This is a genomic window from Myxacorys almedinensis A (assembly GCF_010091945.1).
GTDB classification, from domain to species: Bacteria; Cyanobacteriota; Cyanobacteriia; order Leptolyngbyales; family Leptolyngbyaceae; genus Myxacorys; species Myxacorys almedinensis.
This window is the reverse complement of record NZ_WVIE01000027.1, coordinates 1-24,924: the sequence shown is the minus strand read 5'-3', so window position 1 is coordinate 24,924 and position 24,924 is coordinate 1. Positions and strand designations below refer to the sequence as shown.

The 24,924-nt window shown below is 51.2% G+C and carries 25 protein-coding genes; 11 read left to right on the top strand and 14 right to left on the bottom strand.

Annotation, left to right across the window (positions count from 1 at the left end; genetic code table 11):
- Positions 1-123 precede the first annotated feature (123 nt).
- Positions 124-411, top strand: a complete 288-nt coding sequence (locus GS601_RS18475; RefSeq protein ID WP_162424767.1) for a DUF3288 family protein — start codon at positions 124-126, stop codon at positions 409-411.
- Here the strand turns inward: GS601_RS18475 and GS601_RS23995 are convergent.
- From GS601_RS23995 to GS601_RS18460, 3 genes are all read right to left on the bottom strand, one after another.
- The gene (locus GS601_RS23995) at positions 364-513 is read right to left on the bottom strand and encodes a hypothetical protein (protein WP_238393369.1); all 150 of its coding nucleotides are present in this window, start codon (positions 511-513) and stop codon (positions 364-366) included. The two genes, GS601_RS18475 and GS601_RS23995, sit on opposite strands and share 48 nt — an antisense overlap.
- A gap of 105 nt (positions 514-618) precedes the next feature.
- Positions 619-1,893, bottom strand: a complete 1,275-nt coding sequence (locus tag GS601_RS18465; RefSeq protein ID WP_238393366.1) for an MlaD family protein — start codon at positions 1,891-1,893, stop codon at positions 619-621.
- Between the two features lie 5 nt (positions 1,894-1,898).
- Positions 1,899-2,681 (bottom strand): ABC transporter ATP-binding protein, encoded by a 783-nt coding sequence (locus GS601_RS18460; protein WP_162424765.1) that lies wholly within the window; start codon positions 2,679-2,681, stop codon positions 1,899-1,901.
- A 467-nt stretch (positions 2,682-3,148) separates the two neighbouring features.
- On the opposite strand from GS601_RS18460, the gene GS601_RS18455 reads away from it, so the two are divergent.
- Together GS601_RS18455 and tsaE are read left to right on the top strand one after the other, a co-directional pair.
- Positions 3,149-4,519 carry a gluconeogenesis factor YvcK family protein gene (locus tag GS601_RS18455; protein WP_162424764.1) on the top strand — a complete coding sequence of 457 codons (1,371 nt, stop codon included), beginning with the start codon at positions 3,149-3,151 and terminating at the stop codon, positions 4,517-4,519.
- Between the two features lie 84 nt (positions 4,520-4,603).
- Positions 4,604-5,083, top strand: a complete 480-nt coding sequence (tsaE, locus tag GS601_RS18450; RefSeq protein ID WP_338017075.1) for a tRNA (adenosine(37)-N6)-threonylcarbamoyltransferase complex ATPase subunit type 1 TsaE — start codon at positions 4,604-4,606, stop codon at positions 5,081-5,083.
- A 71-nt stretch (positions 5,084-5,154) separates the two neighbouring features.
- On the opposite strand, the gene GS601_RS18445 is transcribed toward tsaE, so the two are convergent.
- The 7 genes from GS601_RS18445 to GS601_RS18415 all read right to left on the bottom strand — a co-directional run bounded on the left by GS601_RS18445 (position 5,155) and on the right by GS601_RS18415 (position 13,358).
- Positions 5,155-5,886, bottom strand: coding sequence for a hypothetical protein (locus tag GS601_RS18445; protein ID WP_162424750.1), 732 nt, complete (start codon positions 5,884-5,886; stop codon positions 5,155-5,157).
- Positions 5,886-6,518, bottom strand: coding sequence for an imidazoleglycerol-phosphate dehydratase HisB (gene hisB, locus GS601_RS18440; RefSeq protein ID WP_162424763.1), 633 nt, complete (start codon positions 6,516-6,518; stop codon positions 5,886-5,888). The genes GS601_RS18445 and hisB overlap by 1 nt, the downstream gene beginning before the upstream one ends.
- 138 nt (positions 6,519-6,656) lie before the next feature.
- On the bottom strand, positions 6,657-7,454 hold the full coding sequence (fabI, locus tag GS601_RS18435) for an enoyl-ACP reductase FabI (RefSeq protein WP_162424762.1): 798 nt from the start codon (positions 7,452-7,454) through the stop codon (positions 6,657-6,659).
- An 80-nt stretch (positions 7,455-7,534) separates the two neighbouring features.
- Entirely contained in the window at positions 7,535-8,455 is a 921-nt protein-coding gene (locus GS601_RS18430; RefSeq protein ID WP_162424761.1) for a hypothetical protein, read from the bottom strand.
- Between the two features lie 198 nt (positions 8,456-8,653).
- Complete coding sequence (locus tag GS601_RS18425) at positions 8,654-10,960, bottom strand: DUF3769 domain-containing protein (protein WP_238393365.1); 2,307 nt, start codon at positions 10,958-10,960, stop codon at positions 8,654-8,656.
- 433 nt (positions 10,961-11,393) lie between these two features.
- On the bottom strand, positions 11,394-11,510 hold the full coding sequence (locus GS601_RS18420) for a photosystem II reaction center protein I (RefSeq protein WP_162424760.1): 117 nt from the start codon (positions 11,508-11,510) through the stop codon (positions 11,394-11,396).
- A 96-nt stretch (positions 11,511-11,606) separates the two neighbouring features.
- Complete coding sequence (locus tag GS601_RS18415; RefSeq protein WP_162424759.1) at positions 11,607-13,358, bottom strand: hypothetical protein; 1,752 nt, start codon at positions 13,356-13,358, stop codon at positions 11,607-11,609.
- A 49-nt stretch (positions 13,359-13,407) separates the two neighbouring features.
- Between GS601_RS18415 and GS601_RS18410 the strand changes: the two genes are divergently transcribed.
- Positions 13,408-16,878, top strand: coding sequence for an alpha-mannosidase (locus GS601_RS18410; RefSeq protein ID WP_162424758.1), 3,471 nt, complete (start codon positions 13,408-13,410; stop codon positions 16,876-16,878).
- On the opposite strand, the gene psbN is transcribed toward GS601_RS18410, so the two are convergent.
- The gene (gene psbN / locus GS601_RS18405) at positions 16,838-16,969 is read right to left on the bottom strand and encodes a photosystem II reaction center protein PsbN (RefSeq protein WP_162424757.1); all 132 of its coding nucleotides are present in this window, start codon (positions 16,967-16,969) and stop codon (positions 16,838-16,840) included. The genes GS601_RS18410 and psbN overlap by 41 nt on opposite strands.
- A gap of 88 nt (positions 16,970-17,057) precedes the next feature.
- On the opposite strand from psbN, the gene psbH reads away from it, so the two are divergent.
- From psbH to GS601_RS23685, 3 genes are all read left to right on the top strand, one after another.
- A complete protein-coding gene (gene psbH / locus GS601_RS18400) occupies positions 17,058-17,261 on the top strand; it encodes a photosystem II reaction center phosphoprotein PsbH (RefSeq protein WP_162424756.1) in 204 nt (67 codons plus the stop codon).
- Positions 17,262-17,478: 217 nt separating this feature from the next.
- Positions 17,479-17,667, top strand: a complete 189-nt coding sequence (locus GS601_RS23690; RefSeq protein ID WP_338017074.1) for a Uma2 family endonuclease — start codon at positions 17,479-17,481, stop codon at positions 17,665-17,667.
- Positions 17,668-17,716: 49 nt separating this feature from the next.
- Positions 17,717-18,055 (top strand): Uma2 family endonuclease, encoded by a 339-nt coding sequence (locus GS601_RS23685; protein ID WP_274382005.1) that lies wholly within the window; start codon positions 17,717-17,719, stop codon positions 18,053-18,055.
- Between the two features lie 45 nt (positions 18,056-18,100).
- On the opposite strand, the gene GS601_RS18390 is transcribed toward GS601_RS23685, so the two are convergent.
- From GS601_RS18390 to GS601_RS18380, 3 genes are read right to left on the bottom strand one after another with little or no spacing between them, the layout of a single operon-like run.
- Positions 18,101-18,301, bottom strand: coding sequence for a hypothetical protein (locus GS601_RS18390; RefSeq protein ID WP_162424755.1), 201 nt, complete (start codon positions 18,299-18,301; stop codon positions 18,101-18,103).
- A gap of 1 nt (position 18,302) precedes the next feature.
- The gene (locus GS601_RS18385; RefSeq protein ID WP_162424754.1) at positions 18,303-18,773 is read right to left on the bottom strand and encodes a type II toxin-antitoxin system VapC family toxin; all 471 of its coding nucleotides are present in this window, start codon (positions 18,771-18,773) and stop codon (positions 18,303-18,305) included.
- 4 nt (positions 18,774-18,777) lie between these two features.
- Positions 18,778-22,200: an Eco57I restriction-modification methylase domain-containing protein gene (locus GS601_RS18380; RefSeq protein WP_338017077.1), complete on the bottom strand. Its 3,423-nt coding sequence runs from the start codon at positions 22,198-22,200 to the stop codon at positions 18,778-18,780.
- Between the two features lie 327 nt (positions 22,201-22,527).
- Between GS601_RS18380 and GS601_RS18375 the strand changes: the two genes are divergently transcribed.
- From GS601_RS18375 to GS601_RS18360, 4 genes are all read left to right on the top strand, one after another.
- Positions 22,528-22,830, top strand: a complete 303-nt coding sequence (locus GS601_RS18375; protein WP_162424753.1) for a TatA/E family twin arginine-targeting protein translocase — start codon at positions 22,528-22,530, stop codon at positions 22,828-22,830.
- Positions 22,831-22,843: 13 nt separating this feature from the next.
- A complete protein-coding gene (gene pth, locus GS601_RS18370; protein ID WP_162424752.1) occupies positions 22,844-23,461 on the top strand; it encodes an aminoacyl-tRNA hydrolase in 618 nt (205 codons plus the stop codon).
- A 35-nt stretch (positions 23,462-23,496) separates the two neighbouring features.
- Positions 23,497-23,757, top strand: coding sequence for a DUF3146 family protein (locus GS601_RS18365; protein ID WP_162424751.1), 261 nt, complete (start codon positions 23,497-23,499; stop codon positions 23,755-23,757).
- A gap of 277 nt (positions 23,758-24,034) precedes the next feature.
- Positions 24,035-24,742 (top strand): hypothetical protein, encoded by a 708-nt coding sequence (locus GS601_RS18360; RefSeq protein ID WP_338017073.1) that lies wholly within the window; start codon positions 24,035-24,037, stop codon positions 24,740-24,742.
- Positions 24,743-24,924: the final 182 nt, after the last annotated feature.

The following is a 24,924-nucleotide window of genomic DNA, read 5'->3' as shown; positions in this document are numbered from 1 at the left end:
GTCAGGCGTAAGCGACGCGCCTGAACCACGTTCTCAGATCACCATTGCAGCAAGTTAATCGATCTGCATGAAGAGTTCCGCGCTTGGCATACGATACTATCACCGTGTTTTGAGGTTAGCCCCATGGCGCAAGAGCAAAAAGACCAGCAGCACCCCTTGTGGAGCAACGATCGGCAAATTGTAGATACCCTGCTGAGCGGCGAACCGACAGACTATAACCTTGCCGAGTTAGCCCGGCTCAAGATTCGCTACAACGGCTTTCCGGGCGCGCGCGATATTCAAACCGATCTAGACACGCTTCTCAAACAGTGGAAGTTGACCGAAGATGCGCTTTACGAGCGGACTCGGCAGATTCATGAAACCCTACAAGTTTATAAAGGGCGGGGCGCAAAACGAGACGACTGGAGTTAACTTTGGGCGTCGTTCAATTGTGAAAAATGAGTTTCCATAATATTGACCCATGTAAATATGATGTTTCTTAAATTGCTGATTGACCTGAGCAAAAAATAGCATTGTGACGATTAGATCATCAATATTTGTGGCGATGAATGCGATCGCAGCGTCAGCGATCGCCGGTAGCGCACGGATCAAAATTGTTGAGGTAAACCAAGGCATGAGTTAGGGCGGAGTCGGAATTGGCGCATCAAACTGAAATTTAGACGGGATAAACTCTGCCGAAAGCTGAGGTTTGTCGTTGGTTAATGGGTTTTTGGTCAATGTGTCTCTGGTCAACGGGCGCAGCCGAGGTGAAGGAGCCGTGAGAATTTGAGCCATCTGCGACTGCTGCTCTAGCTGGTTGGTTGAAGAAACCAATCCACTCAGTCCGTTAATCAGATTTCTCAAATTATTGCGGAGGGTAGGATCGCCCGTCAATTCATCCAAGTCAGCAGTAATCTTCCGAGTATTTTGAAATGTTTCTCTAGCCGAGTCTAGCGTTTGCTGCAAGAGAAGCACGCTCTCAGGATTGTTTAGCGTTGTTGAAATGTCTCGAAAATTGGCAGACGCCTGAGCCGCATTGGCAGAAAGCACCTCTAGATTTTGCAGGAGTTTGCCCTGTTGAACCTGGTTGACGATCGGCGTTAACCCCGCGATGCTGCTGCGTAACGCGGTACTCGTGGTGTTGAGATTGTCTAGCGTCGATACGATCGTGGCTCGGTTCGCCGAGACTAGCTCGTTTACCTGCCCTGCCGTCAGCGATACTTGATTGGCGGCAGTGCTGATCGATTCGGCGGTGTCAGAGAACGATCGGGCGGTATCTGAAAATGTCCTAATTTCTCCTTTAGCGCTTTGCACTAGACCCGTCACTTCTTTGCTGAGCGTGGCGATCTGGGCGGCGGCGTTGCTGCTGTTTTTCGTTAAGGTCGTAATATTTTCTGTGAGTTGAGGGCTGCTGTAAGCATCCGCAAATTGAATCGTCGCTCGGATCAGTTCATCGGTGCTGATGCCCAATCGCCCTTTGATCCGCGACCCGTCACACAAAATCAGATTCCGGTTGCAGTTGGGGTCGAGGGGGGTGTTGGCGATCGCGCCTTCGGGCAGCAGTTGACGGGGCACAATATCCACCACGGTTTCGCCCAAAAAGCCCGTCTGGTTGACCGTGACTTCGGCATTTTGAGGAATCAGCAAATCGGCAGGCGAAACGTCAATGGCGACTTCTACCCCATTTGCGCCAGGGTTTGTACTGCTCACTCTGCCGACATTGACCCCTCGGTAGCGCACCGCAGACCCAACCTGAACCCCATTGATCACGGCAAAATCAGCCATGATTCTAAAGCTGCGGTTGGCGGGGTTGAGTCCTTTGATCCACAGCACCAAGCCGCCAAACAGCGCCGCCCCTGCAATAAGCAGCAAGCCCACTGATCCTTCTCGCACGGTTCGCGATCGCAACGCCATAGCTTTTACCCAAGCACATGAATAGGTCCTTCTACACTGCCGCTAAAAAATTGTCGGATCAGCGGGTTATCGGTCGTGTCAATTTCGTGGGTTTTGCCTTCCCACTGCACCTTGCCACTGTGGAGAAACAAAACGCGATCCGCCGTCCGCCGGATCGTACTTTCCTGGTGCGTCACCATGACATAGCTCTGACAGCCCCGTTCGCCAATCTGGAGATGCCGCACCAGATCTTCAATCACCGTCGAGGCGATCGGGTCGAGTCCGGCCGTTGGCTCATCGTAGAGTAACACGTCGGGCGTATCGTCCGGATTTGCCGGATTTGCCATAATCGCTCGCGCAAAGCTGACGCGCTTTCGCATGCCGCCAGAGAGTTCTGCTGGCATGCGATCGCCAATGCCCGGCAAGCCCACCATGTCCAAACTACGCTCTACCAAGTCCCGAATGCGCTGCCTAGACAGGCGAGAATGCTGATAGAGCGAAAAGCCAACATTTTCACTGACCGTCAGCGAATCAAAAAGTGCCGCTTGCTGAAATACCATACCGACATGGAGCGAATCAGGTTCGTCCTCAATCAGCCCGACGCGCCGGTTTCCACCAACAAAAATCTCGCCCTCATCGGGAGCCAGCAATCCAGCTATGAGCCTTAGCACGGTAGATTTTCCGGTTCCTGACGGCCCAATAATTGCCAGGGCTTCACCCCGATAAACAGTTAAGTCAGTCTGGTCGAGGACACGATGTCCTCCAAACTGCTTACAGATTCCTTTTAATTCAATCAACGGCTCAGCCATGCCTATGCAGAACGCAGATCATTTAGATCATTTAATGTAATGTCTTTTTGCAGAGATCAACCATACACCCTCTATTTACCAGGGTAGCTGCCTGCCGAGGGATTGGCTTGGTTTGCCTGCCATGAAGACGGGTCAAGCATCGCTCAGGTTGGCGCATGAGGGGCTTCTCTTACAATTTGGACAATCGTAAACAGACTCAGACGATCGCAAACTGCTGCATAATCCGTAATTGGGCTTAGCCCTTCACCAAATTTTACTTTCTAGCAAAATTCCCGGTCGAGCCAGAGAACCTTTGAAAAGCCTTAGGGAGTCGTAAGATTCGGGAAAGCAACCTGCGGTGGTGCGATCGCATTGTCCTATTAAGATGCACAACTTGGGTTATCCTGCACGTATTCAGCCCTTTACCCACCGCGTCCTCTTCCCTATTATCTCCGTCCCCTTGTCCCCTTGTCCCCCGGTCGATCGCTATGACGACAAATCGTTTTATTAAGCAAGCTGTGCGGGCACTCCGCCACGAGTCTCACTCCTTTACCTCTAGCTGGGTGGGGCAGTGGTTTAAGTGGCTGGCACCGGGGCTGTCGGTCAAGCGCTGGATGCTGATGAGCGCGGGGGGAGTGCTGCTCGTTTCGCTCGGCGCGGCAATCTGGGTCAAGCTGACGCCTGTGTTTTATATCACGCAGTTTGCCAGCGACGTTTTAGAAACGGTTACCCGCGTGGTGCCGAGTTATATCAGTGGTCCGTTAGTGCTGTTGGCGGGCATCTTGCTGATTTTCTGGGGGCAAACTCGCACCTTCGGCTCGATTACCGAAGTGCTGATGCCTGAGCGCAACGAGGAATTGATTGATATGCTGCTCACTCACCGCCGCCTTAACCGTGGCGCAAAGATCGTCGCGATCGGGGGCGGAACTGGGCTATCTACTCTGCTGCGGGGCATGAAAAAAGCGAGTGCGAATATTACCGCGATCGTCACCGTGGCAGATGATGGTGGTTCTTCGGGGCGGCTGCGGCGAGAAATTGGGGTTTTGCCGCCTGGCGATATTCGCAACTGCATCGCGGCGCTAGCAGATGAAGAAAAACTGTTGACCGAGCTATTTCAATATCGCTTCAAAGCGGGAGATGGGTTGGTTGGGCATAGTTTTGGCAATTTATTTTTAACGGTGCTCAGCGAGATCACGGGAGACTTTGAGCAAGCGATCGCGGCGAGTTCTAAGGTGCTGGCGGTGCGTGGTCAGGTGCTTCCGGCGACGCTCAGTGATGTCAAACTGTGGGCAGAACTGGCAGATGGACGCCGCATCGAAGGCGAATCGAACATCACCGAAGCAGGCGGACAAATTGTCCATATTGGCTGCATTCCAGACAACCCTCCGGCGGTGCCCAAAGCGGTGAATGCGATCGCCGATGCAGATTACATTATTGTTGGACCTGGCAGCCTTTACACCAGCGTGATTCCGAATTTGCTCGTGCCCGATATTGCCGATGCGATCGCCGCGCGACGAGTTCCCTGTGTCTATGTTTGTAACATCATGACCCAACCGGGGGAAACCGATGGCTACACCGTTGCTGACCATGTTCGAGCCATCGATCGGGTTTGTGGTCGTCGCCTGTTTGATGCGGTGATCATTCAAAAATATTCCCCCTCTGCCAAAGCGTTGCTGCGCTATGCTCAAGAAAAATCCTACCCGGTTGAGTTTGATGCAGAGGCGGTGATGCAGCTAGGGCGGCGGGTGATTCGTGCCAACATCATGATTGAAGATCCAGAAACGGGATACGTTCGCCATGATTCGCACCGTTTAGCCAAGGTGTTGCTGAAGTGGTTTAGCCGGGCAGGTCATTTATAGAGCCAAGAACCGTCAGCGTTCCTCCGGGTCGGGGGATTGAGCGGATTTAGAGGCTGAGTAGATTTAGAGGCTGAGTGATTTAGCGTGACCAGCAGCAGTGAGCCGATAGATGTTTTGACCCTAGCGGATGCAGACGCAACGCGAGATCTGGGAATTCGCCTTGGGCGATCGCTGCCCGCAGGAACGGTGCTGCTGCTAGAAGGGGACTTGGGGAGCGGCAAAACCACCTTGACCCAAGGCATTGGCGCAGGATTGGGCATCAAAGACTCGATCGAAAGCCCAACCTTTACGCTGATCAACGAATATTTAGATGGGCGGGTTCCGCTCTACCACTTTGATTTGTATCGGTTGGAGCGATCGCAGACGGCGACCCTTCACCCCGATCTCTATTGGGAAGGCATCGAAGTTGAGCCAGGCATCGTTGCGATCGAATGGGCAGAACGCTTGCTCTACAAGCCTGAAGCCTATCTAAAACTTCGGCTTACCTACCAAACGACCGGGCGACAAGCCGAGTTGAGCGCGATCGGGCAATCTGCCCAGCAGATCTTAACCGCGCTCAAATAAGCCTTGGAGTTTGAGTTGTAGAAGGCGCTTTACCCTGGTTAGGGTTTAGAACCTTGAGTCTCTATTGCCCGCTAGCCCTGTCCACCTTGAGGTGAAGGTGTTAGGGTCGGGGATGGCACAGGTGAAGGCATCGTCGGAGATGGGGTTGGGCTGGGCGGCGAGGGCGTTACGCTAGGTGTCGCCTCAGGCGAAGGCGTTGGGCTGGGTGTCGGGCTGGGTGTTGGCAGAACAGGCACACTTTGCCGGGGCAACTGCGGCGGTGCAACTGGGGGCTTTGCAGCTACCCGAAATGAATCGAGAAAGACCGCGACACTTTTTGCTAAGTCGGTTTGTAGATTTCTTCGCGTTGTTGTGGCACTCAGAAAGTAGGCTCGCTTGTTGACGACGTAAACCCGCCACCGCGCCGCAAACCCCTCTGGCAGAAAAAAGGTCATTTCTCGACCCGGAAACCCGCTCAGCGCGATCGTGCGATGAGACACTAATTTTCCTTGATCGGCTGCTGCCCCTTTGCGGACTCCTTCATACACCTCGTTGATCAAGGCTGGATCGCTGCCCGGTGCAATCGCCAAATCCAGATAGCCAACCGCATACCTCACCTGCTCGCGATCGCGGACAACCTCATAAAGGGAAAGCCCTTTTTCCTGGCGTGCTTTGGGCATTTCCGGCACCACCACCGAAAAGCCTTCTTTGGGAAAAACGACCCGCTTCCAAATCGACTGGGCGGCGGCAGGAGACGGATTGGCGATCCATGCGCCCGTCGGAACCCCCACTACCAAAGCTGCTATTAAAATAAATCGACGCACTATAAAACACCTTTTGAACTTGGAATTTCATGGGCGCGCCGTGGATCAATTTCCACCGCCATTCGCAGCGATCGCGCGAATGCCTTGAACGTCGCCTCAATAATATGATGGGAATTGATGCCGTCAAGTTGCCGAAGGTGCAGCGTCATTTGCGAATGATTCACAATCGCCACAAAAAATTCACGAATTAATTGTGTATCGTAGGTTCCGACTCGCTGCGTCGGAATCTCTAATCCATAGCTCAGATGCGGACGCCCAGAAAAATCGAGCGCCACTTGAACCAACGATTCGTCGAGGGGTGCCACAAAATGACCAAAGCGAACAATGCCCTTGCGATCGCTTAGGGCTTTGGCAAATGCCATGCCCAGCGTGATGCCCACATCTTCATTGGTGTGGTGATCGTCGATCTCAATATCGCCCGTTGCCTGCACGTCTAAATCGATCAAGCCGTGGGATGCAATCTGATGCAGCATGTGATTGAGAAAGGGAATGCCCGTGTTGGCAACGCATCGCCCGGTTCCATCTAAGTTGAGGCTGACATGCACATCCGTCTCGCCCGTTTTGCGACTGACAGACGCGGTTCGAGCCAGGGTTGCGCTGGGAATGACTTGAGGACGGTCACTAGTTTGCATCGCGATCGCACTATAAAAAAGAACGTTATAGTGCCTATGCTAGGGCGTTGCGATCGCTTCTATCAACCTATTTTTCACATGACCTGATTCTCGCTCTGTTCTCAAAGGGTTGAGCGTGCGATCGCTGAGAAAATTGGATCACGACGATGCCTGCGCGCCGCTCATGCCCATAATTTCGTACCCCGCATCGACGTAGATCACTTGCCCTGTGATACCGCTCGACAGGTCACTACAGAGGAATGCAGCCGTATTGCCAACCTCGGTTTGGCTCACAGTGCGACGCAACGGCGCGACTTCTTCAACATGGTGAATCATGTCGAGAATGCCACCCACCGCAGACGAAGCCAACGTGCGGATAGGACCTGCTGAAATTGCATTAACGCGAATATTGCTCTGACCGAGTTCCGACGCGAGATAGCGGACGTTCATTTCCAGGGCCGCCTTGGCAATGCCCATCACGTTGTAGTTGGGAATCACCTTGACGCCACCCAAATAAGTCAGGGTGACGATGCTGCCACCTTGGGTCATCAAGGGTTTTGCGGCACTTGCCATCTGAATCAGGGAATAGGCACTGATATCGAGAGCAGTGGTAAACCCGGCGCGACTGGTGCTGCTAAACTCGCCTGTGAGATCATCGCGATTGGCAAACGCGAGGCAATGGATCAAGCTATCCAACGTGCCCCAGGTGTTACCCACAGCCTCAAACGTGGAGTGTACCTGCGCTTCGTCTTGCACATTGAGCGGCAGAAACAAACTCGGCTGTAGCGGCTCTACCAGTTCTGCTACTTTTTTCTCCATCTTGCCTTTGTCATCGGGCAAGTAGGTGATGCCAAGATTAGCGCCTGCTTTGTGTAACTGTTGTGCAATGCCCCACGCGATCGAGCGATTGTTTGCGATCCCCGTTACGAGGGCATTTTTTCCAGTCAGGTCTAGCATGACAGTCTACATTGAGGGCATTTACGAGAATAGCAGGAAAGGGATGAGAGGTGAAAATAACCGCTAGGGGCTACTTGGGCTTACGATCGCAGGTCTTGATCGGCGACGGCTCTTAGTTTGCTGTGAAAATCTGAGCCATCGGCAGCCGGGGTAAATTGGTGAATCGGGAGATGGGCATCGTCTGCGATCGCGGCTTCATCAGAAGGCAGCACGGGTTTAGTCTCGCCAAGAGCGCTCATCGCATCGTCTGCCGGGTTGGGGGCACCGGGCAGATCCGGCTCCGATTTTTCAGAGCGTTCTGCCTGAATTCTATGCCGCGCTTCTTCCATCAACACCTTAGTTTTTCCAGCTTCTGTAGAGGCATTCACACTAGTTGCCGCCTGATCAATGAGGGCATCCATGCCAGCTTGCCTCTGGGCAACCGATCGCAAGGGCAGGGCTTCAGCCACCTCTGACAGACTGTTGCGAGGGGCAATGGGCAGATCGGGCGGCTCCGCAGTGATCGGTTTCTGCTCGATCGCCGGTGAATGGAGCAACTCCTCGTGCTGCATTTGCTCTGCCAACGCAGACCACGTAGGCGGCTTGAATGGCTCAACTTCTAGGGGTGGGTTGGCGGCAGGCAGCGCTGGCAAGATGGCGGCTTCTGGAAGCGCTATCGGCCCAGAGGCAGGCGGGGCGGGGCGGCGGATCGATTGAGCGAGATTGCGGGGAAACTTGTGACACACCAGCCGCTCAAACTCGTAGCTAAAGTGGTAAAGCGGCTGCTGGCGGCGCTGCCACAGTTTCAAAATCTGCTCGACCGACACAGCTTTGTAGCGTCCTTGGTATAGGGCTTCGATGACTGCCCACCGAATCCACCCTGGCGCATAGTCGCGCAACCAGCGATCGAGCAGTTGCGCCGCGCTGTGACCGTCTAGGTCAAAGCTGTAGTGGGTGAGAAGATCGATGGCATGGGCGATCGCGGTTCGATCTTCAACCGTTCCTTTTACCAAGTTTGTCATAAGCCATTTTTCAAAAAGCAAAAGGTCGAAGGAGACAGCAGAAACACTGTTTCTTTCTTTTTTCGTATGATTTTAATTATGTCAGCCCTTGTAAAATTGGCAATTATCGGGAGAGTGATCCTGCCAAGCCTGGTCTGAAGAGTTTCCTCCTCAGCGCCACCCAGGATGGTTTTAATGAATGGTTTGAATCGAGGGATCTTATTCTGGCAATTGTCGTACCCCCCCCTGCACCGGTCTGACACCACTTCCTTCAAACGGTTGATTGCCGCCGCCTGTCCAGTTAAAATCGCTAATCTGTAAATTGATCGAGCCAAGCTGTAAAACAGGGTTGTAGCGCAACGCCACACTATAGGTGCGGCGGCTATATTCCAGAATATAGTCAGTGCTGATTTCTCGCCCCGTTTGCACGTTGTAACTCGTTTGAAACCCAAACCGAAACGGTCCGTAAATTTGTTGACTAATTCCGGCAGAGAGGATGCGATCGTCGGCAATGCGATCAAACAAAAACGGCGATGACCCATCGCGGAAGGCTTGGGTGTACGAGATATTAAAGGCAGTGTAATCCAAAAAGGGACGGGAAAAGTTGCCAAACTGTCCGAGCAAGCTCACCGTTGCATTCAAGCTATTTTGCACATCCCCATTGCTATAAGCCGAGGTGACGCCTGTTACGCCCGTCCCCACTGCGATGTAGGGCACAACGGGAACCGGGGAATAGCGCAGTCCTTCGGTGGCGGTTGGGGGTAAGCCTTGTCCGCGCCAGAGCAAAAAACCTCGGCTCAGAGCAGCGCTGGCTTGAAAGCGGCTGAGGCTAACTCGGTTGTTGCGGCGATCGGCAGGGAGGAGTTCTGGTCGGTCGGTGTCTGCATTGACAAACTGATAGCCGACTTGGTAGCTCGCATTGATGCCCGTGTTGCCAAGGGCAATCGTGGGGGAATAGAACAATGCGCCGACGCTACTTTGGACATCTTGGAAACCGAGAGAATTGTTGAATAAGCGATCGCGGTAGCTCGCTTCTAAACTCAGCGTGTGGGTACCGATCAACTGCTGCGCTCTCAGGCTGCCGCGCAGGTTATCTTCAATTTTGCCGAGATCAAAACTAGTCAGTATGGCATCGCCTCGAACAGCAGTTCGGGGCGATAGAGGAGCCGATACCTGCGTTCTTACCCCAAACAAATCCGCTAGCCCATTGCCCCCCTGCACGGCTCGCTGCACATAAAACTGAGGTGTTACGGTAAATTGAATGGGGCCGGGAGGCAAAACATCAATACTTCGTTCGAGAAACACCCCGCCGCGATCGTCGCCATCGATTCCAAATCCAATGCCTGTAGCTTGGCGCTCGTTGCGATCTAAGATGACTCGATTTCGCAGCAGAGGCAGCGAGAATCCTTGATCGAAAACGAGACGGGGGCGCGTGGCTCGAAGTTCGTCGCGTAGGGGAGACAGGCGGGTTAGTTGAGCAAGGTCAGTCCGCAATTCAAGCTCTGGCGGGGAGAACGGATCGTTGGTAATGCGGACACTCCGCGCTTGCCAGCCTTCGGGGTAGAACGCAATTTGATCGGCTTCAAACCGCAGACGGCTAATGGTGCCCCCTGTTTCAGGAATTGAGGCAACGCCGCCTGCCGTTCGCCGTGAACCGAGGGTAACGCCGACGGTGCCTTGGCGGGTGACTTGCTGCGGGGGTTGATTAGCCGTTAAGCGATCGCCAAGTGACCCTCGTGGAATAGAGCCAGCGGTGATGTCTGTAGGGAGGTTGGGGTTGAAGTCAGTTTGAGACGTGGGCAAGTAGATTTCGCCGCTCGCCTGCTCGATGGTTCCTTCTTCTTGAATCAGGTTGTAGCGAAAGCGTTGCCCGCGCAGCACCTGTTCCCCTCGCGTTAGCACAACGTTTCCTTCGGCAACGGTAAGCCGGTTGAGGAGATTGGCTTGCAAGCGATCGGCGGTGATCAGCGCTCCTCGAAAGCGCAGAGAAACGTTGCCTTCTGCGGTGAAAATTTGGCGACGAGTATCGTAGTCTTGTCGATCGGCTCTTAGCTCTAAAAATCCTTGGTTATTGAGTTGCTCGGTAGGGATGGGGGCAGGGGTGGGCGTAGTCGGTGCGGGACTCGGTGCCGGAGTGGGCGTTGCTGGTGCAGGCGGCTGAGCGGGGCTTGGCGGTGTGGGAGGCTGTTCTGGAGGGAGGGGCGTAGAAGGCGTAGTTTGGGCAAGGGTTGAAGCATCTTTTAGAGCCGCTGCGCTCTGAAGCACGGCTGTTCTCTTCCACTGGGAAAGGGGGATGGGAGATGGTTCTGGGGGAGAGGGTTGCGCCAGCACTGGGGGTTGTCTAGAGGCTGGGTTTTGCCCGAAGGAGCGCATGACATCGGCAGCAGAAATAGGAGAGGATGTAACCGGATTCACCGAGGGAGCGGAGGGACGTACAGTTCCTTCGGTGGCGGGCAGGGCGCTGATTGCTGGACGCACATCCGCAGGAATTGCAGGAGGCTCTGGGGGCGGAACCGGATAGGGCATAGAACAATTTGTAAGGTCTAAGTCGTAATTTATGGGCTGCAAAATGGCAGCCAGAAACTGAATAAGTTGAATTAGGACGGACGCCTTTGAAGACTGCCCTCTGTCTGAAGCGGTGGGTCGAAGCTTTTCTCCAACCGCTTCTGTTCAAGAGAGAGGCTAGGGGTCAGGTCTTCCGAGATATAGTGCGTCGGTGTTAGTAATTGTTAATGCGCGATCGCAGGTGCAAATTTTGCCGAACCAACTCCACAGAAGTTAGACCGTTAGAAATGACAGACTGTGAGAGTTAGGCAAAGTTCCAACGGCAATTTAGGATTAGCAAAACCGTGTAGATTAAAGTTTAGACTTAGCGCCGATCGCGAAATTCACAAAAAGAAGCAATTCACAAAAAGAGGGCAGATGAACTGCCCCCAACACCTCGAACGCCGAGGATAAATCATTCTAGGTCTCTGCGGTTGGGGTTTCGTGAGGGGTCGTTTGACAAAAAGCCAAAAATAAATATACCGACAAAAAACGCCACGGTAATGTAAACAACGATCTTGAGCGTGATCATAACTGAATAACTCCAGGGGTTATGAAAGGCTTTTAAATTCCGTCTAAACGGTAAGCATTTATATATCTTACAGGAGTGCTGTCCTGTTTTTATCGCTTACGATTTCTTGCCCGTAAGCCAGTTCCACCCTGCAATCAGGGTTGCTTCGACCCATGAGACTACCCTATCGAGCCAGCCCATAATTTTCTGAAATGGCGATTTGACATATCCGGTCGCGATCGCGACGGTATCGATCCAATCGGGGCTGTGAGTTGGGGAGTCAGGGGTGTGGACTTCTACGCTCTTAGCGTCGGCAGATGGGGGCAGATCGAGGGGTAGAGTGGCATTGATGCTAACGCGGGCAGACTGACGTTGGCGATCGCGTCTATTGACTCTATCTATCTCTGAAGGATTGACAAAGCTGAGATCAGAACGTTCAATTTCTCCCTCAACTGGCTCAGAAGGGTGGTGCACCACAACCGAGGTTTGAGAGCTAAAGTGGCGCTGTAGCCATCGTTTAAAGGATTGTCCCAGTGAGATTTTGGGTTGGGGTGGCAGAGCAACGCCCAGTCTAGAAGGAGGATCGAGCGGGAATGTAGCACCCTCCCCAGACCTCATCTGAAGAAACGGTTCGGGTTGAGCAATGGCAACGGTTTGGGAGAGTTTTCTCGGAGGCAGGGGCGGACGATCAAACACGTCTGACCACGATAGCCAATTGGAGCGCGGTTGCGCCGTGGCTAGATGAGGAGATGAATCTGCTGTGCCAGAAAGGGAGGGATACGATGCTGCAAAGTGCCGTTCTGGTGTGCCAAAGAAGTAATGAATGGCTGCCCACACTAAGGCTTCTAAATCTGACCATTTGGGAAGCTGACCGAAGGCGGTTTTCAGGTCTCTAGAGCTTGGCAGCGATCGCGGAATTAGGTGCCAAACCTGAACGTCCGATCTAACATCTGATCCACTGATATTGGGCGCAAACCAATCTAATTCACGAGCAGATTGGATGAGGGTTCCGTCGGAGGTGTGGGTTGGAATGAGTGCCGATTCTTGGAACAAGTTGGTTGCGATCGCAACCGGGCCAGTCTGCACCCAGACCATTAATTGCCGAAAGACCCGAACCGGTGCGATCAGTGTAGAGCGATCGCTAGGAAGCGGCAAGGGAGAAGTCGATCGAGCACTTAAGTGTTGTTTTTTATACCAGTGCCGAGATAGGGCAAGCTCAAAAATAATGCGTTGTTCGATCGTGTGCTGTTGGTCGGGCGTGAGAATATCGAAAATTACGTTGCCGTTGAGAATGAGAACGAGGCTTCGAGTTTGTAGCAGAGATGCGATCGCTTGAATGGGCAGCCGCGATGGGGCAGTTTTGGGTTCAGCCGTTTGGGGTGAAATCGCAGGAGACGCCAGCGTTAGCGGTGCTGGGGAAACCTCTGCCAGCGCATTGGAAAGGTTCACCGACTCAGGCGACAGCAAGCGGCGAACCGCTGTGACCGGAAGCCGGAGAAACCCCACGTTCCAGCGCGGCTTCTCGACGTGGACTTTAGGTTCGTGCAGGTCAGGATGGACGATGTGCTTAACCGCCGCCAACACTTGGTAAATCGGCGTATCAATCTCGAAGCGCTCTGGTGTTGCCCTAGAGGAGGCTTGACCCAGTTTCAAACTCACCCGCACTCGTTCTACCGTCTGTTTCAGTTGGCGTCCGATCAGGCGGGTTGTTTGATAGGCGGCATACACGGGATAGAGCAAAATCTGAGCGCTCCAGAGCGTTGCCAGTTTTGCCTGTCTCAACGCCACGCTTGCTCTACCGGCTAGCTTCTGTCGTTGGCGTGACACGAAGCTGAGGAGATGACTTTGATAGCGACCATGAGAAGCCATAGACTTAGGGGGACGATTTGCTCGTCACTGTAGCGCCTTTTTATCATATATGACTGACTCTGTAAATCAATCGATTTTTTCGGGTGTCGTTGAGAGCTTGCGTCGCCTGACTCAATGCGACGTGCAGAGCGGTTGGCACCTGTGCGATCGCGATGGCAGCATCACCGAGTTGCCGTCTCAGTTCTTTAGTAAGGCTGAACTGAATGAGAAGGGCTATCTGGTTTGGGAGAAAGGGCGCAAGGTGCGATGGTTCTATCAAGAATTTTATGTGCCGGAGCAGGTGCAGGGCTATCCGGTAGAGGGGCTAACGCTTCGCCTGGCGCTAACGTGGTGGGCAGAGTTTGCCGAGGTGTTTGTCAACGGTGAAAAGGTGCAGGAAGGCGATTTGTTTGATCATTCCTGTCGGGTTGTGTTGAGCCAGAAGGTCGTTCCGGGGGAGATGGTTGGGGTGGGAATTCGGCTCATTAGCCCCGGACATGACATCGGCGGGTTGATGAAGTCTCGGCTGGTGTATGAATCGGACTATGACGCGATCGATCCGGGCTTTGTCGCAGATGAGCTTGCGGTGCTGCAACGCTATTTAGAGACGTTTGCGCCAGAAGAGTTAGAGACTGTCGAAGCGCAGATCGCCCAGCTTGAGTGGTCAGCCGTCGGTGATCGCACTCAGTTTAATCACTCCTTGCACAGGTTGCGCGATCGCTTCCATCGCTTCAGTCCCCGCATCAAACAGCACACAATTTATATGGTCGGTCATGCTCATCTTGATATGGCGTGGCTGTGGGATGTAGAAGAAACCTGGAGAGCCGCCGAACGCACGTTTCAATCTGTTCTGAACTTGCAAAACGAGTTTCCAGATCTCACGTTTTGTCATTCCACCCCCGCTCTGTATGACTGGATCGAGCAAAACCGCCCAGAGCTATTTGCCCAGATTGTGGAACGGGTGAAAGAAGGACGCTGGGAAATTGTGGGCGGACTGTGGGTTGAGCCAGAGATGAATTTGATTGGTGCAGAAGCGATCGCACGGCACATTCTCTATGGTCAGCGCTACTACCAAGAAAAATTTGGGGAGATTAACCGCATCGCGTGGCTCCCAGATACATTTGGTTTCAACTGGCAGTTACCTCAACTCCTCAAGCAGGGAGGGATGGATTACTTCATTACTCAAAAATTTCGCTGGAATGATACGAACAAATATCCTTACGAGGTCTTTAATTGGCAAGCTCCCGATGGCAGCACGGTGTTTAGTCTGATGTCGGCTCCGATCGGGGAAGGGATAGACGCGATCGCACTTTCTGCCTATGCCTGGGAATGGTTCGCTCGAACGGGATCACCTCATTCGCTTTGGCTGCCAGGAGTTGGAGATCATGGAGGAGGCCCAACCCGTGACATGCTGACCCTTGCACAACGATGGCAGAAGTCGCCATTTTTCCCGACGTTGAAATTTACAACCGTGTTGAAGTATTTGGAAGCGTTGGAGAACCGAGATGCTAAGGCGATGAACTCCAAAGAGGCATCGATTCACCCAAAAGAGGCATCGATTCACCCAAAAGACTCACCGATTCATCCAAAAGACTCATCGATTCATCCAAAAGAGGCATCGATTCATCCAAAAGACTCATCGATTCATCCGAAAGAGGCATCGACGACTGATCAAGATGCGATCGCGACTCTCAAACATTCAAGTGACATGGATCAAACATCTAGCCCGATTCCGGTTTGGAACGACGAGCTTTATTTAGAATTCCATCGCGGCTGTTACACCACCCATGGCGATCAGAAATGCTTTAACCGCCGTTCTGAAGCATGTCTTTTTGATGCCGAACTGTGGTCATCCTTAGCTACGATCGTTGCGCCGCACACCTTCAGCTATCCAAAAATAGAACTAGAGCAAGTTTGGAAACAAGTTTTATTTAACCAATTTCACGATATCTTGCCGGGTTCTTCAATCACTCAAGTCTTTGTCGAAGCGAACGAGGCTTGGGAAAATGCGCTCTATCGCTGCATGAAACTTTCCCTCGATGCCCGAAGCGCGATCGCAGCCGAGATTTATCTTCCAACGCCGCCTCACCCAGACGCCCAACTTGTAGTCGTCTTCAACTCACTCAACTGGAGTCGATCCGACATTGTTCAAGTTTCCATTCCACAAGCCAACAAAATGATTCGACATTGGCACATCTGCGACTTGAGCGGTGAAGCCATTGGCAACCAAAATTACGTCTGCAACCCCACCCTCAACTCCGATTTCATTGGATTTCGAGCCGACATTCCAGCCGTTGGCTACCGTTGCTACTGGCTTTGTCCTTGCGAAACTGAGCCGCACCCATTGCCCCTTCAGACCGATTCGCTCGTCTTAGAAAACGAATTTTTGCGTGCCACCGTCGATCCAACCACCGGAGAGCTAGCCACCCTGTTTGACAAGCAACACCAGCGCGAAATTCTCAGCCATCCCGGCAATCAACTCCAAGCCTTTCGAGACGAAGGACAATATTGGGATGCTTGGAACATCGACCCAAATTACGCCCAGCATCCCTTGCCCCCTACCAAACTTTTAGCAATTGAAACCGGACAGCAAGCCTTTCAAGGCGGCATTGACCAGGCACAAAGCGCGTTTGAATCGAGAGTCCGAGTCAAGCGCCAACTTGGTCAGTCCATCTTTGATCAGACCTACATGCTTCAGCAACACTCACCCGTTCTAAAAATTTCGACTCATGTAGACTGGCGCGATCGCCATGTTGTTGTCAAAGCGGCGTTTCCGCTGACGGTGGCAGCCGATTTTGCCACTTATGAAATTGCTGGAGGTGCGATCCTTCGGAGCTTGGCAACGCCAATCGCACGAACCACCACCCCCCAAACCGAACAAGAAAAAGCCCAATGGGAAGTCTCTGCCTTGGGTTGGGCAGATTTAAGCGAGTCAGATTATGGCGTTAGCATTCTCAGCGACTGCAAACACGGCTACGACTGCAAGAGCGATCAAATCCGTCTCACCTTGCTTCGAGGCTCCGAGTTTCCCGACCCAGAAGCAGATCTTGGGCATCACGAATTCACCTACGCGATTTACCCTCATGCGGGCAGTTGGCAATCGGCTCAAACCGTCCGACATGCTCAAGACCTCAGGCACCCCCTCCACCCCGTCAGCATCGAGCAACCTTCATCTCAAGGCAGTCTTCCACCCGGCGGCTCACTCCTCGATCTGCAATCCGAGAACCTGATTCTGACCGCTCTCAAACAATCCGAAGACAACCCTGAGGCATGGATTCTGCGCTGCTACGAATGCCACGGCAAACCCGCCAACCTCACCCTCAAAAGCGATTTCGGACTTGCGATCGCTTACTCCGTTGACCTCCTCGAACGTCCCAATCAGGTATCTGCTACATCCGCTCCCCAATCCGCTGCCACCAACATTCAACCCTGGCAAATTCGCACCTTCACCCTAAAACCTCTACCAAAAAAAGAGGGTGCGCCGAAACACACCCCCTCCTCTAGTCCTCATGATCCTCAAACGGATCATCCAACTCCCTAGACGGCGGACCAAACGCGGTATAGATCGCATACCCCGTGATGCCAACGAGCGCCGCACAGATAGAAATGTTAAGAGCTATTGCGGGTTCCATAACGCGATTCAAATTATGAGAAGGATTCCTCTATACTATTACAAAGAATTTACAAATTCTGTCGAGACTATCATTTTAAGGTGAGCCAATGGCACAACGCACTCGGTTGGGAGATGTTCTAAAACCCCTTAATTCCGAATACGGAAAAGTCGTTCCGGGCTGGGGAACAACGCCTCTAATGGGCGTTTTCATGGCATTGTTTCTCGTCTTTCTGCTAATCATTCTGCAAATTTACAACTCCTCTCTAATTCTGAATGACTTCAGTGTTGACTGGAGAAGCTTGGGCGGCTAATGGGTCGTCTTGGCTTGATATTTGCTAGTGCATGATGAAATCCCAGCTTGTCTGGGATTTTTTTGTGAAGCACGAATGTAAAGCTAGCGGCTTCAGAATCGTTGGGTCAGAGTCATTGGGTAAGTGGGTAAAGACGTACTATTTAGCACGGGCGTTTCCTGCGGAGTTGCGTGTCGTAACTGCACAGTTTCTAAGAGAGGCAGCTATGTAAACTTCAGTGCAGCAACATTACACGCTAGAGGAATATCTGGCGCTTGAAGAAAACGCTGAGTTTCGGAATGAGTATCGAGATGGTGAGATTGTGCCAATGACGGGCGGATCGATCGACCATAACCGAATCGTAGGCAGCCTGTATGCTTATCTAAAATTTGCTTGCGAGGCAAGAACGCAGACCTTTTGTGAATGATTTGTGGCTTTGGATTCCTTAATATCGGCAGTATACATATCCAGATGTGATGGTGATTGAGGGTGAGCCTGCGTTTCAGGGGCAACGCAAAGACACGGTGACCAATCCTTGTTTGATTGTTGAGGTCTTGTCAAAATCGACTCAAAGTTACGATCGCTCTGACAAGTTTAAGGATTACCGCTCGATTCCTGAGTTTCAGGAGTACGTGATGATTAATCAATATCAGTTAGAAATCGAACACTACACAAAAACCTCTGAAGGCTTGCTGTTGCGTGATTATGGATCAAGCGATCAGCAAATTCGGCTTGCTTCTGTGGGTCTGGAGATAGGGATTGAGGAGCTATACGAAGGCGTGAGTTTTGATGTGAAAGACGATGCAGAGCAGTAACTTACTCAGTATTTTCGATTTTGATTTCTTTGTGGCTTAGATTGTTTACTCTTGAGTCTCAATTTGTCGCTGTTGAAGATCTGCCCAGATGTCATCAAGGCTGAGATGATCTAGCCATTGCCTTCGTTCTTGAGTGTAATCACCACTACCGTTGTCAAATTGCTTTAGAAATCTGACTGCATCTACATAGCCCAACGCATCAACTAGTGCTTTGAAACCTTTTTGATTGAGTTCAACGGGCGTCATTTTAAGCATCTCCTTCTAGTTTAGATACTTTCATTAACCAAGCTACAGGATTGGCAACCTGAACGGCGATTTCCGACTGATGACTTTGAGTGTGCCGGAGCAAGCGATCGTCGGTGGTTAGAAAAACGTCAACATTGGCTGATTCAGCACAAGCAACATGCAAGGCATCAAATGATTTAAGTCCTAAAGCAGTAAGTTCTTTTGCTCTGCTTAGGATTATTTTTGTAACAAGAACTTTAGTGTGAGCAAGAACGAGTGAATCAAGAACACGCTGTCGTTTAGTAGAATTGGGTGTCTGTGCGATTTCTGACTCAAGGGCGGTACTGCTCACTAGTTGCCATTCGCCGGATTGACAGCGATAAGTGATTGCTAGAACGGCTTCGGCTTCTAGACGAATTCGAGGTTGTAGCCAATCATCGAAGGGGCGATTCAGACAGCAGACATCCATATAAATTGTGTATTGCTGTTCCATAAGCTTATTTTACTGTTGGGTTTGGCTGTCGCCCAATGGGCATTCGAGGTGGCGCGGTTTTCCACATCAAATTAATTTCTTCGTCGGTTAAGCCGTAGGCTTGATTGATCAGGTCTGAGAGGCGATGTTCGAGGGTTTGGGCTTCGGTGGTGCGGGTTTGGATGGGGAGGGCGTAGTCGTTGTAGGCTTGGGTGACTTCTTTTTGTCCGGCGATGCCTAAGCGATCGCTACTTTTCGATCCGGCTTTGGGAATGCGTTTTCTCACTTCGTCGTGCATTTCTTGCAGGGTGAGGGTGGCGAAGGTTTCGAGTTTTTGTCCGGGTTTTTCGATGCGGAATCTGGAGCGCAACCAGTTGAGTACGTCTCGGTAGCTGTCTTGATTGGCTTTGGTGATTTCGATTAGGCGGGAAACGATGGGTTCGACTTGCGATCGTATGTCGTCGGTGGGTGGCGCGATGGGAAGATTCTCCATCACGTAACCAGCAGGAGTTAATGCGTCATCTTTCATGTGAGGCAAGTAGCGCCAATTGTGCCACCACATGAGTGGAGAATTAAGTGCTGCTAAAACGTATAAATCAGCAGTTGCAAGAATAAAACCTTTGTTATTGGTGAAGTAGTTACTACTATCGAAACTATATGCCGGATGAAATTGTATTTCTTGATATACAATTTTTGGCTGCTCAAAAATCTCATAAGCAGCTAGTTTTCCTTGAATTTGCCACCATAGCTGATTACCTGCTCTTGCTTCTAGTTTTTTGCGGAATTGTTCTAGATAAGCCTTTACAGAAGCGTACTGTTCAATATCGATTTTCTGAGTAGCTAGAATCATCCAAAGATTCTTCCACTCAGGAATCCATCGTCCGATGTCCTGACCACGTAGATAAGGTTTAATAATTTCAGCGCATTTTGGATCAGCTTGAACAAGATAGTTTTTTGTTGTCTCATCGATTAAAAATGCTTCATTTAAACCCGTTACTATTCCTCGAAGTGGCTTAACTTCAATAAGTTCTCTCAATGGAATTCCTACTTGTTGAATCTTTCGCATTAAATCATCAACGTCTGAACGTTCTAAGCTCCACGCATCTGCATTAAAGCGAGACCAAGGAACTTGATAAGCTTGTTCTTCTACATATTCAGCGAGATTAATGTTAGATAATTGCTCTCGTGGAACCGGACAAATGATCACTTGTTTTTGTTCAGATTCATCTGCTTTTTCTTCTAGCTTCTGTCCTGAATTCAGAGACTTCCGCGCCACTACAATACAGGGAAATGTATCCGCATCCTGAAAGATGGGCGCATGACCAAAATCGATAATCTGCTCAAACACCGAATTTTGGGTAAAAAAGCGGCGCAACCCTTCCCCATAGCCCGATCGCAGCCATTTATTCGTGACAATATACGACAGCAATCCATTGGGTTTGAGGATTTTTAGCCCCTTCTCATAAAAATAGGTGTACAGATCTGCCACGCCATCGTAAGACGCATAATGTTGCTGCAAGAACGGCTTCACATGCGACAAAAACTCCTGCCGCACATAGGGCGGATTGCCGATCGCTACATCAAACCCATCCGCCGCAAATACTTGTGGAAACTGAGACTCCCAAGGAAACGCATTCACATCCCAGTTTCGATCATCCACAATCGAATTTCCGAATTTAATGTTGTTATCTAAATCCGTTAGTGTCTTTCCCGGAGCCGCCGTCTTCAGCCACAGCGAAAGTTTCGTAATCTCTACCGATTCGGGCGACAAATCTACACCAAACAGATTCTCCGTTAGAATCCATCGGTCGATCGCCGCTAAATTTTCCGTCGCAGATCCCAACGCGGCAAGCTGTCGATTCAGCCGATCGTGCGATCGCAGCAAATAATCAAACGCCGCAATCAAAAATGCCCCCGATCCACACGCCGGATCAATCACCCGCACAGGTTTAAGCGCCTCGTCTCGCACCGTCTGCCAAAACCGAATCTCTCCTACCTTGGTATTTAGCTCTTTTGGGGTGAAGCGATCGCGAATCTCCTGCTCCCGTCGTTGCAAATAGCCGCCTAATGCTGTCGCTACCATATATTGCGTCACCCAAGCAGGCGTGTAATACACTCCCTGAGTCTTGCGTTTGCCTTTTTTCTCATCAAACGTCTGACCTGTTTTCTCTGCCTTCAGTTCTTCGAGGTCAGTAATCGATTGCTCAAAGATGCGTCCTAAAATATCTGCCGACACTTCCGTATCAAACTCAAACCGCGCTAGATTTTTCAGCCGCGTACAGCGCGAATCAGGAACCGTTAGCTGTCCATCCAGAATCGAATCATACGCAAACAAACCGCCGTTATATCCTGCGATCGCAGGTTCCTCATTGCCCTTGTCCACCCAGCGAAATAATCGCTTATAAATCTCCCAAATCGACTCTGATGTATATGCAGACCTGGCATCATGGGCATTTTTTAGCGTCTCTTTGGGTAAAAGTCCCTGATCTTCGCAAAAGGCAATAAACAGAATGCGATCGAGCAGCTTCTGTGCCTTCTCAATCAGAATTAGTTCTTGATTTGCACCCGTCGTTTGCGTGCGAATAAAGTCATTCACCAACAATTCACGAATATTTTTGTATTCCGCGTACAACTCATCGGTAACTTCCTCTTGCCGAAGATCCGACGCCTTCAATACCTGATCAATGCGTGAAACCTGATCGAGTCCCGCTTTGAACGGTAGGAAATTTTGCCGACACAGCACAAAATAAAACCGCTTAAACGCCTCCAAATCTGCCAACTCTTCTAGAAAAAACGCCTCATAATACGCCGTACTCTTGCTCGTTTGGTAAAGTCGAATCTCGCGATAGTTCGACACCAATACCCATCGACACCCCGCCGTATGATTTGCATATCGCCACCCCTGATCCACAGGAGATTCTCCCGCCTTTTGTCGATCTAGATCCGCTTTTGCACCTTTTAGCTCGATTGGTGCAATCACCTGCCCTTCAAGTTTGACCTTTCCCTTCGTCGTTTCCTTGCCGCTAAAAAATCCCAGCGCTCCATCTGCCGATCCTCCCCCATTCGCGATCGTTTCTTCTGCGGCAATCTCCCACGTTTTTCCGCCGCCCTCGATCATCGATCGATATCCCAACACCTCTTGAAATACATCCCGCAAGAACTGTCCATGCAGCGCCGTTTCTTTCACTTGATACAGCGTTCCTGCCTCCAGCGACTCCACCCATGCCAAAATTTTCTGATACCGCGCCTCTAAATCTGCCGGAAACCCATAGTGCGCGATCGCCGTATTCAAAACTTTGCGGTTAAACAGGGCTTTATCCGTGCGGGTTGCCATGAAAACGGTCTCCGATGCCACAATTCCGACCATTATCCATGGTTTGCGGAAGACTGATCCAAACGCAAGAGATGCGATCGCTTCCTCAACATCGAGCGATCGCGCCTCTTGCACCAAGCTTCAAGTTCTGAACTCCACACTCCGAGCTTTGATCACGAAACTCCGAGCTTTTAGCTCCACACTCCGAGCTTTGATCACGAAACTCCGAGCTTTGAACTCCAATAGTCGAGCGTTGATCGCGAAACTCCGAGCTTGAGACTGAAAACGTGCTGTAAAAACAAGGAACAATCTAACCGGCAAGACGCTTCACGCTGAAATAGGACTCAACCCAGATAAAAAAGAGGCGATTTGAGCGTGCGCCGTGACCTCAAATCCTGAAGCTACTACAATGTATCTGTCTTAACTTTTCATCCCTCATCCCTACTTCAGGAGCCTCCCCTCATGAACGTCTTCGGCATTGGCTTGCCAGAAATGGTACTCATTATGGTCGTCGCCTTACTGGTGTTTGGTCCCAAAAAACTACCAGAAATTGGCAAAAGCATGGGGAAAGCCATTCGGAGTTTTCAGGACGCATCAAAAGAGTTTGAGTCAGAATTTAAGCGAGAAGCAGACCAATTAGAGAAACCTGCCCCCCAGACCATGGAAGCGACGCTAGAGCCGTCTGAGAAACCTAGCCTTTCCCCTGCCGAAGAGCAGCTTGAAGAACCCGCGATCGCAACCAACACCACCGAGAAAGACGGCTAGCTTACCCCAACGCATGAGCGACGATACGCCCCCTAAATTAGTCCTTCCCCACCTGATTGTAGGACTCGGAAACCCCGGTGCAAAATACGAACAGACCCGCCACAACGTCGGTTTTATGGCGATCGCAAAACTCGCAAAGGTCTGGCAAATTCCCATGGCAGAGAACAAGAAGTTTCAGGGATGGTTTGGTGAGGGCTTAAGTCCGGTGGGAAAAATTCGCCTGCTTCGACCCACCACTTACATGAACAATTCAGGACAATCGATCCGCGCCGTGGTGGATTGGTATAAACTCCCGCCCGAATCGGTGATGGTGATTTATGACGATATGGATCTGCCCGTTGGCAAACTGCGCCTGCGGTTGTCTGGCTCAGCCGGGGGGCAAAACGGCATGAAATCTGCGATCGCGCATCTTGGCACTCAAACCTTTCCCCGGTTACGCATCGGCATTGGTAGCCCTAAGTCACGTCTTGGAGACAAAGATGCCGTTTCTCATGTGCTGGGAACCTTTGCCCCCTCTGAGAAACCGATGATCGACGACGTTTTAGAGTTGACTGTCAGCGCGATCGAAGTCAGCCTCAAGCAGGGGGTTGAAAAAGCAATGAGCCTTTACAACAATCGTAGTGTTGAATAAAAACCTGAATTTAAGCACTCTTAGATTTAAGTACTGTGTCTAAGCGCCTTCCCGAAACGACTGCTCATGTCCGCATCTTTCGCCACTCTTGGCAACGTGGCGAGATTGAGGGCGAGGTGATCGCCAACCATTACGAGTGGCAATTTCGCTGGCTGTTTCGCTGCGGGCAGTTGGTTATCCATCCATCGCTGGGTCGCGCCTTGATTAAAGAACCGTTGGGGCGATTTTTAGAAGCCAAAGACTATCAATTAGAACCGGGAGGAGACTATTCGTTTACGATCCGGGCGGATTTGTGATGGGGCAAACTCGGTATCAATGCTCGGCGTTTCTCCAACGTAGCGATCGCTGTCTTTTTCATACCAGCGAACCACTGTCTGCTTACGTTACGCTAAGACCAAATTGATGTTTCACTGCGACAAATCCTCGACCCCCCTGCCTACAGCATCCCCCCTGGGTCAGGATGAACGTTCCGGCTCCCCTCCTGGCTAAAGAAGGGTTGGGGGAGGTCGCATATCTGTCGCATTTACAGATTAATTTGGTATAAGACGAGAGGCGACGTTTGGAGGATGAATAGTGCCCCCCAATTTAAGTCATAGAAGCACAGACGACCTCAAGCAGGAGATTTTGAAGCTGGGTGAAGGCAACGATCGAGCGCCCTTGAGTCAAAAAGTAAAGTTTTACCAAAGCACCCTGGCACCCCTATTTGCAGAATTAAGTCAGCGCAATCCATTTTCCAGTGCCGAAGAGCAGGTGGCGATCGTGCTCGGCGTGTGGTTACCGGTCTGGTCTACGATCCCGTTCATCGAAATCTTGCCCGGACGAGTTCGAGAGCAGTCCTACCAAATCTTTCAAGACAATGGTTACTACGCCAATATTGCCCGCTATGCTCCGGGGCAACGCAACTCCTTTCTCCAGGCATTTTCTGCCTTTCTGCTGGCTTACGATTTTATGTTATTGCAAAAATTTGTAGTGCAGAATGGTCAGTGGTACATCCAGAATGTCGGCATTGAGCAAGCATTCAGGTGGAGAGGGAGTCTGCTCACGTCTGAAAGGGCAGAGAGTTGGTTGAGCAAGGTTGTCAGATCCAAACTCAGCAAAGGGGATGCGCCAAAGGCACCTGATTTGAGCAGTCTAGACAAAAGTACAGCTAAAAAAGTTGGCACCAGTTTCTTAGCAACCCCTCAGCTTGAGCATCTATATATCGACCGTGATTTTCGTTTGGTCAAGAGTCAACGCAATCAGCAACGACCTTCTTACACGATCGCAATTCGCCAGCAATAATAGTTTGAGAATAATAGTTCGAGGAGACTCAATCGGTTGTGGCGCAAAATTTTGAAGTACGCTATTTTTGGTCAGAGAATTGCAAGCTTCGAGGTTTAGCTACGCTAACCTGAGTTCGGGATAAGGAAGGGGCAAAACAGATAGGGTGAAAGTGCTAACTTCTCATCCATCTGAAATTACCC